The following is a 12,702-nucleotide window of genomic DNA, read 5'->3' as shown; positions in this document are numbered from 1 at the left end:
GCCAGGCCAGCAGCTCGCCGACGGTGAGATGGTGAAGAACGTGTAGATACCGGCTAGGAAGAACATGACGCCGACGGTGAACCCGCTGACCACCGCGGGATGGGGGTCACGGGAGTTGCTACGCACCCGCCGGAGACAACTCACGTGGCCGGAATCGGCGTACGTGCCGCCGACCTGAGACGTGGTTGATCGCGATGTGAGCGGGCATGCATCGACCATGCGAGCTTTGACATGGCAGGGCACCGGCAGGGTCTCGGTGGAGACGGTGCCCGATCCCCGGATCCAGGAACCGACCGACGCCGTCGTGCGCATCACCTCGACCGCCATCTGCGGCTCCGACCTGCACCTGTACGACGTGCTCGGCATGTACATCGACAAGGGCGACATCCTCGGGCACGAGCCGATGGGCGTCGTCGAGGCGGTCGGCGCCGACGTCACCCACATCCGGCCGGGCGACCGCGTGGTCATCCCGTTCAACATCTCCTGCGGGCACTGCTGGATGTGCACCCGCGGCTGGTACGCCCAGTGCGAGACCACCCAGGTCACCGGCCAGGGCAAGGGCGCCGCCCTGTTCGGCTACACCCGCCTGTACGGCCAGGTGCCCGGCGGGCAGGCCGAGTACCTGCGTGTCCCGCAGGCCCAGTTCGGCCCGATCAAGGTGCCCGACGGCCATCCCGACGAGCGTTTCCTGTTCCTCTCCGACGTGCTGACCACCTCGTGGCAGGCCGCCAAGTACGCCGACATCCGCCCGGGCGACACGGTTCTGGTCACCGGCCTCGGCCCGATCGGCCAGATGAGCGCCCGCATCGCCCGGCACCTCGGGGCCGAGCGGGTGATCGCCTCCGACAACGTGCCGGAGCGGCTCGCCATGGCCCGCCGGCACGGTATCGAGGCCCTCGACACCGGCGACACCGACGTGGCCGAAGCGGTGCGCGAGCTGACGCACGGGCGTGGCGCGGACAGCGTGATCGAGGCGGTCGGCATGGAGGCGCACGGCGCGCCGATCCAGGCGGCCGCCGTGAAAGCGGCCGGGATGCTGCCCGACCCGCTGGCCCGCAAGGCGGTCGAGAAGGCCGGCATCGACCGGATGGCGGCGCTCACCACGGCCTTCGAGGCGGTACGCCGGGCCGGCACCGTCTCGATCATCGGCGTGTACGGGGGCAACGCCGATCCGATCCCGATGCTGGACCTGTTCGACAAGGGGGTCACGCTGCGGATGGGACAGGCGCACGTGAAGCGCTGGGTCGACGACCTGATGCCGCTGCTCACCGGTGACGAGGATCCGTTGGGTGTGGACGATCTGGTCACCCACCGGCTGCCGTTGGAGGAGGCGCCGCACGCGTACGAGATCTTCAAGAAGAAGCAGGACGGCTGCGTCAAGGTGGTCCTCAAGCCCTGATCGACGGTCGGATGTGGACGGCGGATGAATTCGGGCCGCCGGGGTGGTGAAAGGTCTGGCCGATCACCACCCCGGCCTGCGAGCCTGACCGTTCGTGCCCCTGGATTTCCAGTCAGTCATCGCCATCCTCAGCGTCGTCGTGCCGCTCGGGGCGTTCGTGTGGGAGTTCGCGATCGTCCGCCGCAAGCGGCTCGGCTATCGCGTACAGATGGACACCCTGCTCACCGGCAAGGCCGGCGCCACCGAGGCCAACGTGCTGGTGCACACCTATCAGGGCGATCGGTCCCGCAACCCGTCGCTGGTGCTGCTGCGGGTGGAGAACGCCGGTTGGACGGAGATCCGCGAGGAGGACTACCTGGCCCCGGTCGGCGACGTCGGCATGACTGTCCTCTTCCCGGAGCGCAAGGTGGTCGGCATGTCGGTGCCCGACTACAGCCAGGACGAGTTGCACCGCTTCTTCTACGTGCCGAACAAGAACGCCACCGGCGACCAGCCCCGGTTCGTCGAGGCGCCCGGCTTCGAGAGCGACAACGAGGGCACGTCGGGCCTGGTCAACCTGCCCAAGGTCAAGCTCAACCCGGGCGAGCACTACAAGGTCATGGTGCTGCTGGAACGCTGGACCGACGACGACAAACCCGGCAGCCCGCCGCCGACGTTCCGCGCCGCGCTGAGCGGACCGCAGAACCGGTGGTTCAAGAGAATCGACAAGGTACGGCTGGCGCGTACCGAGAGTCACACGTTCGCGTCCCGGCCCGCCCAGGTCGGGATCGGTCTACTGGCCGTCGCGGTGCTCGTGCAGTCCAGCCTCGCCCTGTTCCTGCGCGACGACCCGGCGCCGCTGGACTGCGTCGGCGGCACCCTGCACCTGCACGGGTCGACGGCTTTCGGCCCGTCGGTGCGGGCGGCCGCCGAGCGGTACGCCGAACTGTGCTCCGGAAAGGGCGCGAAGATCCCGCTGAACGACGCGACGTTCCAGGGCAGCACCGCCGGCATCACGGCGCTGGAGAAGGCCGGTGAGGACGCCAAGGTGCCCGGCGGCGCGGGGCTGGGCGACCACATCGCGTTCACCGACGGGCCGGTCGAGGGCAGCCACGCCCAGCTGCTGGCCCGGCCGGTCGTCTATGCACTGTTCACCCTGGTCGCGAACAAGCAGGCCCGGATCAACAATCTGTCGACGCGGCAGATCCGTGACATCTACGCCGGGCGGATCGCCAACTGGTCGGAGGTGGGTGGCGCGAACCTGCCCATCCACCTGGTGAGCCGCCACCGCGGATCGGGTACCCGTACCGCCCTGGTCGAGCGCGTGCTGACCGACGGCACGACCCGGATCGACGTGCCGGAGGCGACCGTCAACGACTGCGCCGCCATCCGGACAGACCAGCCGGGCCACTGCGAGACCGACAGCACCGAGACGCTGCTGCGGGAGGTGGCCGACATCCCCGGCGCGCTCGGCCACAGCGAGGTGAGCAGCGCCGCCACCGCCGGGGATGTCGTGCAGGTGCGGATCGACCAGGCGCCGGCCACCCTGACCGGGGTCGAGGACGGCCGGTATCCGTACTGGCAGACCGAGTTCGCGTACACGTACGGGGAATTGCCCGCCGATTCGATCGGGGCGGCCTTCCTGCGCTATCTGACCGACCAGGGTGGCAAGGACATCCTCCGCGAGCACGGCAACCGGCCGTGTTCGGAGACTGAGTTCCCGCTGGTGTGCCGGCCTACCTGACGCCCTCCCGCGGCCGTCCGGGATTCTCGTCGGCCCGGGGCAGGCCGTCGATCAGCTGGTCGAGGCGCTGCATGTACGGGTCGTCCGCGTCGGCCAGGTAGTCGTCCGGCCGGGTCTGGTCGGCGCCGGACGGCACCTTGGCGACCCGCAGGACCAGCGTGACCACGACGGTGACCACCAGGTTCACCACCAGCGCCACGATGCCGACGTAGATGCTGCGGCCGTCGCCCAGTGACCAGCTGGAACCGCCGAAGTGTTCCGCCACGGTCCGGCCGGCGCCGTCGAGCCTCGGGGTCAGGTAGAGCATCACCACGCCGACGGCCAGGCCGGCGATCAGGCCGCTGATCAGGGCGGCGCGGTGGAACCAGCGGGTGATCAGCCCGAGGAGCACGGTCGGGATGGTCTGCAGGATGACGACGCCGCCGATCAGTTGCAGGTCCACCGAGAAGGCCGGGTCGACGGCGAGAATCAGGGCGGCCGCGCCGAATTTGACGATCAGCGACACCCACCGGCTGACCTTCGCCTCGGTCGCCTGGGTGGCGTTCGGGCGCAGGTAGGGGCGGTAGAGGCTCCGGGTGAAGGTGGTCGCCGCGGCGATCGACATGACGGACGCCGGGATCAGGGCCGCGACGCTCAGGGCGGCGTACGCGATCCCCGCCGACCACGGCGGGAAGAACTCGTGGATCATCTGCGGCACCACGGTGTTCAGGTCGCCGTCGGCCGGCCGGACACCGCGGGACAGGGCGAAGAACCCGAGCATCGCCATGATCGCCAGCGCTATGCAGTAGATCGGCAGGGCCGCGGCGTTGCGGCGGATCGTCGCCCGGTCCTTGGCCGCCAGCATGCCGAGCAGCGCGTGCGGGTACGCGAAGATCGCCAGCACCGAGCCGATGACCAGGGTGAGGAACCCGAGGTGGCCGGTGTCCGGCAGCAGCAGCCCGTCGGCCGGGTTCGGGGTGGCCGCGAACCGGGTGGCGGCGCCGTCGAAGGCGCTGTCCCAGCCGCCGTACATGGCGACCATCAGCACCGCGGTCAGCAGCATCCAGGCGAGCAGCACGTCCTTGACGATGGACAGCAGCGCCGGGGCGCGCAGCCCGGACCGGAACGTGCAGATCGACACCACGGTCACGGCGGCCAGCAGCGGCCACTCCCCGCCGAACCCGACCGTGCGCAGCACCGCCTGCAACGACACCAGCTGCACGGCGACGTACGGAATGGTGGCGAGAATGCCGGTGACCGCAACAAGCGCGCCGAGGCCGGGCGAGCCGAACCGGGCGGTGGCGAACTCGCTGTGGGTGAGAAAGCCGTGCCGCCGGGCCACCGACCAGGCCTTCGTCGTGAAGATGAAGGTGAACGGGGTGGTGATGACGGCGAACGGGACGGCGAAGTAGCCGATCGCGCCGACGCCGTAGGTGAGCGCCGGCACGGCGATGAACGTGTACGCGCTGTACATGCTGCCGCCGAGCAGGAACCAGATGGTCCAGTTGCCGAACGCGCGGCCGCCGACACCCCACTCCTCGAGCGTGTGCGGGTTGTCCGGGGCGCGCCAACGGGCCGCGCCGAAACCGGCCAGCACGACGACGGCCATCAGGGCGACGAAGACGCCGACCTCGATGGTGCGGTCACTCATGATCGTCCTCGCGGGTGACCAGGTGGACGAAGGTGATGACCACCATGGCGAGCAGGGCGCAGGCGATCTGGTACCAGAAGAAGAACGGGACACCGGCCATGCGGGGCTCGATGCGGTTCGCGTACGGGGTGAGCAGTGGCGCGGCCGTCGGAACTATCAGCAGCCACTGCCAGTGGCGGGAGCGGGAGCGGGTGGGCATCGATATGTCTCCTGGCGTCGTGGCGCGTCAAGATCAACAATTTGCACGTGGTGTGCCGAAACCGTGGCACCCGTTCTACTCGTGGAGATCCAAATAAGAAAGGCCAAATACGAGACGGTTACCGGCTATGTAGGTCGCGGCCACCAGGTTCCGGAACCACATGTCGCCGCGGCACATATCGAGATCGGCCGACTGCCTCTAAGGTGTCGCCCATGCCGCACGGATGGGAATACCTCGATCTGCTCGCGCGCGAGGCCGCGGTCGTCGAGTTCGAACGCCCCCTGGTCGCCGCGCGCACCGCCGGGCTGTCCGGGGCCGAACTCGCCGACCTCGAACAGGCCAAGGCCATGGCCCTGCGGGTGCGGGCGCTGCTGGAACGCCGCCGGCGGCGCGAGGAGGAACTGTCCGCCCTCTACGAGACGGCCGGCGACCTGGCCGGGCTGCGCGACGTCGACGCCGTGCTGCGGGCCATCGTGCACCGGGCCAGGACACTGCTCAACGTCGACGTGTCCTACATGACCCTCAACGACCCGGAACGCGGGGACACGTACATGCGGGTCACCGACGGCTCGGTGGCGGCCAGCTTCCAGAGGCTGCGGCTGCCGCCCGGCTACGGGCTCGGCGGGCTCGTGGCGCTGACCGGAACCCCGTACGCCACCGCCAACTACGCCACCGACGAACGCTTCCAGCACACGGCCGAGATCGATCAGGGCGTCGGCGAGGAGGGCCTGGTCGCGATCCTCGGCGTGCCGATGCGGCTCGGATCGACCGTGATCGGTGTGCTGCTGGCCGCCAACCGCACCGAACGGCCGTTCGCCCGCGAGGAGGTCGCGCTGCTGCTGTCCCTGGCCGCACACGCCGCGGTCGCGCTCGACACCGCCCGGCTGCTCAGCGAGACACAGGCCGCCCTGGCCGAACTGTCCGCCGCCAACGCCGTCATCCAGGCACACAGCGAGTCGGTGGAACGGGCCGCCGCCGCCCACGAGCGGATGACCTCGGTCGTGCTGCGCGGCGGCGGGGTCGGCGACGTCGCCGCCGACCTGGTCGACGTCCTGCACGGGGCCCTGCTCGTGATCGACGCCGAGGGCCGGCCGCTGGCCACCGCCGCCAGCCCCGGCTGCGCCACCCTGGACGGGCCCGGCGACACCACGGTAGGTGAGGCGGTGGCGGCCTCCCGCGGCGAGGGACGCAGCGTACGCCGCGGCGAGCTGATCATCGCGGCGGTGGTCGCCGGCGCCGACAACCTGGGCGCGCTCGTCTTCCGGCCCGACCGGACCCTGTCCGAGATGGACCAGCGCATCCTGGAACGCGCCGCCCAGGTGACCGCCCTGCTGCTGCTCTTCCGGCGCACCGTCGCCGACGCCGAGGCACAGGTCCGCGGCGACCTGCTCGACGACCTGATCAGCCGCCCGGTCCGTGACCCGGCCGCCGCCCGCTCCCGCGCCGCCCGGCTCGGCCTCGACCTGGACGCACCCTTCGTCCTGGTGGCCGCCGGCGACGGCACCGGCGACGGCCCCGGCCAGCGCGCCACCTCCTGGGCCCGGACCTTCGCCGCCGCCCGGCACGGGCTCGCCCTCACCCGCGACGACCGGGTGGCCCTGCTGCTGCCCGGCGACGACCCGGCCGGCACCGCCCGGCAGGTCGCCCGCGAACTCGGCCGGGCCCTCGGCCGGACGGTCACCGCCGGCGGCGCCGGACCGTCCCGCGGCGCCGCCGCCGTCGCCCCCGCCTACCGGGAGGCCGGCCGCTGCCTGAGCGCGCTGGTCACCCTCGGCCGCGCCGGCACCGGAGCCGGCACCGCCGAGCTCGGCTACGTCGGCCTGCTGCTCGGCGACCGCCGCGACGTCGCCGGGTTCGTGACCGCCCTCGCCGGACCGGTGATCGACTACGACGCCCGCCGGGGCACCGCCCTGATCCGCACCCTGGAGGCCTGGTTCGACGCCGGCGGCGCCCTCGGCCGGGCCGCCGAAACCCTGCACGTGCACGTCAACACGGTCACCCAGCGCCTGGAACGGGTCGCCCAACTGCTCGGCGAGAACTGGGACGAACCCCGCCGCGTCCTCGACCTGCAACTGGCCCTACGGCTGCACCGGCTGCGCGGCCCACTCGAGCCGGTGGACTGACCACACCGGCACGCACCTCAATGTGTGGATCCGATCCATGGGCTACCGGACCCGGAAGACCTACGGTCGGCGATACCCCGCTGGAGAAAGGACCACCCATGCCCACCATCGCAGCGGCGCGGGCCGGAACCGACCGTGCCCCCATCGTCAAGGTCGTCTTCGCATCCCTGGTCGGCACCGCCGTCGAGTGGTACGACTTCTTCCTCTACGGCTCGGCGGCCGCCCTCGTCTTCGGCGCCCTGTTCTTCCCGTCGTCCGACCCCGTCACCGGCACCCTGCTGTCCTTCGGCACCTACGCGCTCGGCTTCGTCGCCCGGCCCCTCGGCGGCATCGTCTTCGGGCACTTCGGCGACCGGGTCGGCCGCAAGAAGATGCTCGTCGTCTCACTGTTCGTGATGGGACTGGCGACCGTGGCGATCGGCCTGCTCCCGACGTACGCCTCGATCGGTGTCGCCGCCCCGATCCTGCTGCTCGCCTGCCGTCTCGCGCAGGGTTTCGCCGTAGGCGGCGAATGGGGCGGCGCCGTGCTGATGGCCGCCGAACACGGCGACGACGCCCGCCGCGGATTCTGGTCCTCCTGGCCGCAGGCCGGCGTCGCCCTCGGCAACCTGCTCGCCACCGGCATCCTCTGGCTGCTCGCCCTGGTCCAGTCGGACGAGGCGTTCAAGGCGTGGGGCTGGCGCATCCCGTTCCTGCTCAGCGCCGTCCTCGTACTGGTCGGCCTGTGGGTGCGGCTCAGCATCGAGGAGTCCCCGGTCTTCAAGCAGGCGCAGGCGAAGCTCGGCGACCGGACCCACCAGCCGCTGCTCGAAGTGATCCGCCGCTACCCGCGCGAGGTCCTCATCGCGATGGGCATGCGGCTGGCCGAGAACATCGGCTACTACCTGGTCACCGTCATCTCCATCACCTACCTGACGACGTACGCCGGAAGCGCCGCCGACAAGAGCATGATCCTTTCCGCCCTGCTCATCGGCTCGGGTGTGCAGTTCTTCGTCATCCCCCTGGTCGGCGCCCTCTCCGACCGGGTCGGCCGCCGCCCCCTCTACCTGATCGGCGCCGTCGGCCTCGCCGTCTGGATGTACGTCTTCTTCGACCTGATCGGCAGCCGCGACTCAGGAAAGATCGCGATCGCCGTCGTGGTCGGACTCCTCCTGCACACCCTCATGTACGCCCCGCAGGCCGCCTTCTTCTCCGAACTGTTCGGCACCTCGGTCCGCTACACCGGCGCGTCCGTCGGCTACCAGCTCGCCTCGATCCTGGCCGGCGCCCTCGCACCGATCATCGCGCTCAAACTGCTCGGCGACGTCGACCAGCCGAACACCACGGCCGTGGCCGTCTACATGACGATCGCGTCGGTGCTCACCATCGTGGCGGTCCTGGCCGCCCGCGAGACCGCCCGGACGTCACTGAACCACGACCGCACCCTCGACTGACCCTCAGCCGGCCGCCGTGACCAGGTACACGGCGGCCAGCCCCTTTCAGCGGGCGAACCGCTCCCGGCGGACCGTCGGGCGCCGGCCACGGATGGTGGCCCGCTGCATCGCCGCGATCACCCGGTCCGCGGTCTGCTCCGGCACCTCCACCAGCGAGAACCGGTCGGTGATCTGAATCGCGCCAATGTCCCGGGAATTCAGCCCGGCCTCACCGGCGATCGCCCCGACCAGATCCTGCGGACGAACCCCCGCCCGGCGGCCGACCCCGAAGAACAGCCGGGCCACCTTTCCGCCGGGCGCCCGGTTGTCGCGGGCCGGGGCCCTACGGCCCTCCGGCGGCAGCGACGGCGTCGGGATCTCGTCCTCGTCACGGTCACCGCCCGCCGCCTCGTGCAGCAGTTTCACCGCGGCCAGCGCCACGTTCTCGACATCGAACTCGTCGGTCAGCGAGTCCAGCACCACCCGGAACCGCTCCAGATCATCGCCTTCCAGGCAGGCCTGCAACGCCGTACGCGTCACCTCCAGCCGCCGCGCCCGCAGATCGGTGACCGTCGGCAGCTTCTCCAGAGTGATCCGCTGCCCGGTGAGCCGCTCGATCGCCTTGAGCATCCGCTGCTCACGCGGCTCCGCCAGGGTGATCGCGCACCCCTCGCGCCCGGCCCGCCCCACCCGGCCGATCCGGTGCACATAGGCCTCAGGCGCCACCGGCACGTTGAAATTGATCACGTGGGTCAGCTGCTCCACGTCCAGCCCGCGCGCCGCCACATCCGTCGCCACCAGCAACTCGGTGCTGCCGCCGCGCAGCCGGCCCATCACCCGGTCCCGCTGGTCCTGGCTCATGCCGCCGTGCAGCGCCTCCGCCCGGTAGCCGCGCCCGTTCAGCGTCTCGGTGACCTGGTCGACCTCTTCGCGGGTCCGGCAGAAGACGATCGCCGCCGTCGGCGTCTCCACATCGAGGATCCGCCCCAGCGCCGCCGCCCGGTGCGCCCGCGCCACGACATAGGCGCTCTGCCGGACCAGCGGCAGCTCACCCGGCTCGACCGCCTTGCGGCCCATCGTGATCCGCGTCGGATTCCGCAGGTGTCGGCGGGCGATGCCGTCGATGCGGGGCGGCATCGTCGCGGAGAACAACACCGTCTGGCGGGATTCCGGCGTCTCGGCCAGGATCGCCTCGATATCCTCGGCGAACCCCATGTCGAGCATCTCGTCGGCCTCGTCCAGCACGACGGTCCGGATGTCGCCCAGCCGCAGCGTCTCCCGCTCGATGTGGTCCAGCACCCGACCCGGCGTGCCGACGACCACGTCCACCCCACGGTTCAGCACCTGCAACTGGCGGCCGATGGGCTGTCCGCCGTACACCGGCAACACCCGGACACCCAGGTCACGGCCGTACCGGTGGACCGCCTGCGACACCTGCTCAGCAAGCTCCCGGGTCGGCACCAGCACCAGTGCCGACGGCCCGGCGTCCCGCCCGGCGGGCACCAGCCCCTGCAACAGCGGCAGCGCGAAGGCGGCGGTCTTACCCGTACCGGTCGCGGCCTGCCCGACCAGGTCGTCACCGGCGATCAGCGGCGGGATCGCCCCCTGCTGGATCGGTGTCGGTTCCTCATAGCCCAGATTGGTCAACGCACGGAGCAGTTCCGCCCGCAACCCCAGTCCGGCGAAACCCGCTTCGGACTCAGACGGATCACGTTCCATGCCCAAACCCTATTCCAGACCGAAACCCGACCCATCGGTACGGGGTATCTGGCAGCTCAGTCGCATGGGAGGCCGGCCTCGGGCGAACGTGGGGAGGCCCCGGATCGGTGTGATCCGGGGCTTTCCCACGTTCAGGCGGTCGGAGCGGTGAACCGCAGCCCCAGACCCGGGCGCAGGACGGGCGCTCGGTAGGCGTACTGGATGGCTGTCGTCCCGTCCTCGTTCTCGATGCCGATGGTGGCGCCGCCGCCCGTGCCGTCGATGTCGGCGTAGGCGAACCGGTAACCGCCGCCCTCATCGATGATCAGCTGGAACGACACCCGGGTGTTGGGGTCCTCGTAGGAGGCCACGTTGCGCCACTCGACGACGAACTGCCGGGCCGGTGCCGTGCCGCGGGTCGCGGTGCGGACGCTGGCCGAGGAGTCGACCACCCAGTCGTGCCAGAACGGGTAGACCGCGTCGTTCGGCTCCTCGGGGTTGCGCGGAGACGGGATCGGCCACGCGTCGGACGACGGTGTCCCCGGGTCGGTGTAGGCGACCAGACCGTTCGTGTCGACCCACATCGAGGTGTAGGTGTTGCCGTAGTGGGTCACCGGGAACGGCAGGGTCACCTTGGTCAGCGCCTCGTCGCCGGTGAGCGCCAGCACGGTGCCGGCGGGTGTCCATCCGACGGCTTCCTCGGTGACGGTGTAGCCGCTGAGGGCCGGCGTGGCCGCGAGCCCGAAGTCGGTGGGACAAGGCTGCCGTCGGGACCGCGATCGGCGGAGGGGTTGCCCAGACCACCTGGTGTGCGGCGGCTTGCCCCAGCGGGGTCCTGCCGTACGACATCCCGTTCACCGATCCGTTCAAGTGGCCTCTGGTCGAACAGAAGCCGGGGCAATAACGTCTCTCCGGACGCACGGGTGGATCTCTGCTCGTGCGTCCGGACCGTAAGGGAGCTGTGCCGATGGGAGAGCCGAAGCCGGGGGACTGGACCTGGCGCTCGCGCCTACTGCTCATCCTGGGAGCCGTCGTCTTTCTGGGCGCGGGGCTGACCGGGCTGGTCGGCGGGATCGGGGTCAAAGTCGGTTCGACGGTCAAGGCCGACCGGCTGGAGCGGGAGGGCGAGGCGGTGACCGCCCGCCTGAGCGACTACCGCTCCAGCCGGAGCAAGGGTGCCCCACCCACGGTGTGGGTGAGCTACGACTTCCAGGGCCGTGCTTACCGGGTGCGGACGGAGTGCCGGGTCGACGACCTCTGTCGCCCGGAGAACGCGACGACGATGGAGCTCAAGGTCGACCCGGTCCGGCCGGCCGAGTTCGTCACCGCCGTCGGGGGCGCCGACGACTCCCTCCACTGCCTCAACTCCTGGAAGATGATCATCCTCGGGCTGTTCGTCAGCATCATGGGTGGCGCCCTCGCCTGGGGGTGGGTCTATCAGTTTCGATGGGAACGGCGGCAACGGCGGGGCGCCGTTCCGCCTCAACGCTGAGGAGTATCGATGGCAGACCGTCGCCGTCCGTGGGAAGACCCGAAGAGCTACGCCCTCTCCATGCTCGGCATCGGCCTGGTCGGGCTCGGGCTGACGGTCGCCGATTCGGTGGTGCTGGTCGCGATAGGCGCGGCCCTCACCCTGGCCGGTGCGGTGGTCGCCCGCCGCACCCGTTGAGCCCTCTGCTCCGCATTGCCCTCTGGCTGAGCACGACCGCGCCGGCCGGCTGCCGCATGCGCATGTGCCGGCGCTCCTGGCGCGACAGCAGTTCGAGCACTGAGTACTCCACCAGGAACTGCCGGTCCGCGGTCAGGCGGGGCTGCTGTCGTGTGTGGGGGACGCGCCGAAGTAGGCCTCGGCGACGGCGTTGCGGTCGGCGCGTAGCTCGGCCGCCGGACCGGTCAGCACGATCCGGCCGTGGTGCAGGACGACGGCGCGGTCGGCGATCGACAGGGCGAGATCGATGTGCTGCTCGACGAGCAGGACGCCGACGGAGAACCGGTCGGCCAGCGCCCGGATGCTGGGCAGCAGGGCCTGGACCGCGACCGGCGCCAGCCCCATGCTCATCTCGTCGATCAGCAGCACCCGCGGCCGGTGCACGAGCGCCTTGGCGAGGGCGAGCATCTGCTGTTCACCGCCGGACAGCCGGCCGCACCGGCGCCCCATCAGCTCGCGCAGCGCGGGGAACAGGTCGAGGACCTCGTCCAGGTTGTCGTTGCGGCGCCGGGCGAGGGTCAGATTCTCGCGGACCGTCAGGCTGTGGAAAACACCCCTTGTGTCGGGCACCAGGACCAGGCCGGCGCGCGCGTTCTGTTCCAGCCGTCTGCGCAGCGGCCGGCCGAACGCGGAGACCGTACCGGTCATCGGCGTGAGAATGCCGGCCGCGGTCCGCAAAGTGGTCGTCTTGCCGGCGCCGTTGGGGCCGAGCATCGCCACGATCTCGCCGGAGGCGACGCTCAGGCCGATGTCGCGCACGGCGGGGATGCCGGCATAGCCGGCGGTGACGGCGTCCAGCCGCAGCATTTC

General features: G+C 70.8%; 11 protein-coding genes. 6 read left to right on the top strand and 5 right to left on the bottom strand.

Annotated elements, in window-relative coordinates; translation table 11 throughout:
* The first annotated feature begins 217 nt into the window (after nucleotides 1-217).
* A complete protein-coding gene (locus tag IEZ13_RS25730; protein ID WP_183223592.1) occupies nucleotides 218-1,399 on the top strand; it encodes a zinc-dependent alcohol dehydrogenase in 1,182 nt (393 codons plus the stop codon).
* A 94-nt stretch (nucleotides 1,400-1,493) separates the two neighbouring features.
* Entirely contained in the window at nucleotides 1,494-3,122 is a 1,629-nt protein-coding gene (locus IEZ13_RS25725) for a substrate-binding domain-containing protein (RefSeq protein WP_183223590.1), read from the top strand.
* Here the strand turns inward: IEZ13_RS25725 and IEZ13_RS25720 are convergent.
* Both IEZ13_RS25720 and IEZ13_RS25715 read right to left on the bottom strand, forming a co-directional pair.
* The gene (locus IEZ13_RS25720; protein ID WP_183223588.1) at nucleotides 3,115-4,752 is read right to left on the bottom strand and encodes a sodium:solute symporter family protein; all 1,638 of its coding nucleotides are present in this window, start codon (nucleotides 4,750-4,752) and stop codon (nucleotides 3,115-3,117) included. The genes IEZ13_RS25725 and IEZ13_RS25720 overlap by 8 nt on opposite strands.
* The gene (locus IEZ13_RS25715; RefSeq protein ID WP_183223585.1) at nucleotides 4,745-4,951 is read right to left on the bottom strand and encodes a DUF3311 domain-containing protein; all 207 of its coding nucleotides are present in this window, start codon (nucleotides 4,949-4,951) and stop codon (nucleotides 4,745-4,747) included. The genes IEZ13_RS25720 and IEZ13_RS25715 overlap by 8 nt, the downstream gene beginning before the upstream one ends.
* Before the next feature lie 212 nt (nucleotides 4,952-5,163).
* Between IEZ13_RS25715 and IEZ13_RS25710 the strand changes: the two genes are divergently transcribed.
* Entirely contained in the window at nucleotides 5,164-7,074 is a 1,911-nt protein-coding gene (locus IEZ13_RS25710) for a helix-turn-helix domain-containing protein (RefSeq protein ID WP_183223583.1), read from the top strand.
* Nucleotides 7,075-7,172: 98 nt separating this feature from the next.
* Complete coding sequence (locus IEZ13_RS25705) at nucleotides 7,173-8,507, top strand: MFS transporter (protein ID WP_183223581.1); 1,335 nt, start codon at nucleotides 7,173-7,175, stop codon at nucleotides 8,505-8,507.
* 45 nt (nucleotides 8,508-8,552) lie between these two features.
* Here the strand turns inward: IEZ13_RS25705 and IEZ13_RS25700 are convergent, their stop codons facing one another.
* Nucleotides 8,553-10,205 (bottom strand): DEAD/DEAH box helicase, encoded by a 1,653-nt coding sequence (locus tag IEZ13_RS25700; RefSeq protein WP_183223579.1) that lies wholly within the window; start codon nucleotides 10,203-10,205, stop codon nucleotides 8,553-8,555.
* Nucleotides 10,206-10,336: 131 nt separating this feature from the next.
* Entirely contained in the window at nucleotides 10,337-10,852 is a 516-nt protein-coding gene (locus IEZ13_RS25695) for a hypothetical protein (protein WP_183223577.1), read from the bottom strand.
* Nucleotides 10,853-11,151: 299 nt separating this feature from the next.
* On the opposite strand from IEZ13_RS25695, the gene IEZ13_RS25690 reads away from it, so the two are divergent.
* Both IEZ13_RS25690 and IEZ13_RS25685 read left to right on the top strand, forming a co-directional pair.
* Nucleotides 11,152-11,676 carry a DUF3592 domain-containing protein gene (locus IEZ13_RS25690; RefSeq protein ID WP_183223575.1) on the top strand — a complete coding sequence of 175 codons (525 nt, stop codon included), beginning with the start codon at nucleotides 11,152-11,154 and terminating at the stop codon, nucleotides 11,674-11,676.
* 9 nt (nucleotides 11,677-11,685) lie between these two features.
* Nucleotides 11,686-11,853 carry a hypothetical protein gene (locus IEZ13_RS25685; protein WP_183223573.1) on the top strand — a complete coding sequence of 56 codons (168 nt, stop codon included), beginning with the start codon at nucleotides 11,686-11,688 and terminating at the stop codon, nucleotides 11,851-11,853.
* 132 nt (nucleotides 11,854-11,985) lie between these two features.
* Here the strand turns inward: IEZ13_RS25685 and IEZ13_RS25680 are convergent, their stop codons facing one another.
* Nucleotides 11,986-12,699, bottom strand: a complete 714-nt coding sequence (locus IEZ13_RS25680) for an ABC transporter ATP-binding protein (protein ID WP_183223968.1) — start codon at nucleotides 12,697-12,699, stop codon at nucleotides 11,986-11,988.
* Between the last annotated feature and the right edge of the window lie 3 nt (nucleotides 12,700-12,702).

The sequence above is a fragment of the Actinoplanes campanulatus genome (genome assembly GCF_014647795.1).
GTDB lineage: Bacteria > Actinomycetota > Actinomycetes > Mycobacteriales > Micromonosporaceae > Actinoplanes > Actinoplanes campanulatus.
This window is presented reverse-complemented; position numbering and strand designations above follow the sequence as displayed.

Coding starts and splice junctions, on each gene's coding strand:
- IEZ13_RS25730 (WP_183223592.1), top strand. CDS start 218: ATGCGAGCTTTGACATGGCAGGGCACCGGCAGGGTCTCGGTGGAGACG.
- IEZ13_RS25720 (WP_183223588.1), bottom strand. CDS start 4,752: ATGAGTGACCGCACCATCGAGGTCGGCGTCTTCGTCGCCCTGATGGCC.
- IEZ13_RS25715 (WP_183223585.1), bottom strand. CDS start 4,951: ATGCCCACCCGCTCCCGCTCCCGCCACTGGCAGTGGCTGCTGATAGTT.
- IEZ13_RS25710 (WP_183223583.1), top strand. CDS start 5,164: ATGCCGCACGGATGGGAATACCTCGATCTGCTCGCGCGCGAGGCCGCG.
- IEZ13_RS25705 (WP_183223581.1), top strand. CDS start 7,173: ATGCCCACCATCGCAGCGGCGCGGGCCGGAACCGACCGTGCCCCCATC.
- IEZ13_RS25700 (WP_183223579.1), bottom strand. CDS start 10,205: ATGGAACGTGATCCGTCTGAGTCCGAAGCGGGTTTCGCCGGACTGGGG.
- IEZ13_RS25690 (WP_183223575.1), top strand. CDS start 11,152: ATGGGAGAGCCGAAGCCGGGGGACTGGACCTGGCGCTCGCGCCTACTG.
- IEZ13_RS25685 (WP_183223573.1), top strand. CDS start 11,686: ATGGCAGACCGTCGCCGTCCGTGGGAAGACCCGAAGAGCTACGCCCTC.
- IEZ13_RS25680 (WP_183223968.1), bottom strand. CDS start 12,699: ATGCTGCGGCTGGACGCCGTCACCGCCGGCTATGCCGGCATCCCCGCC.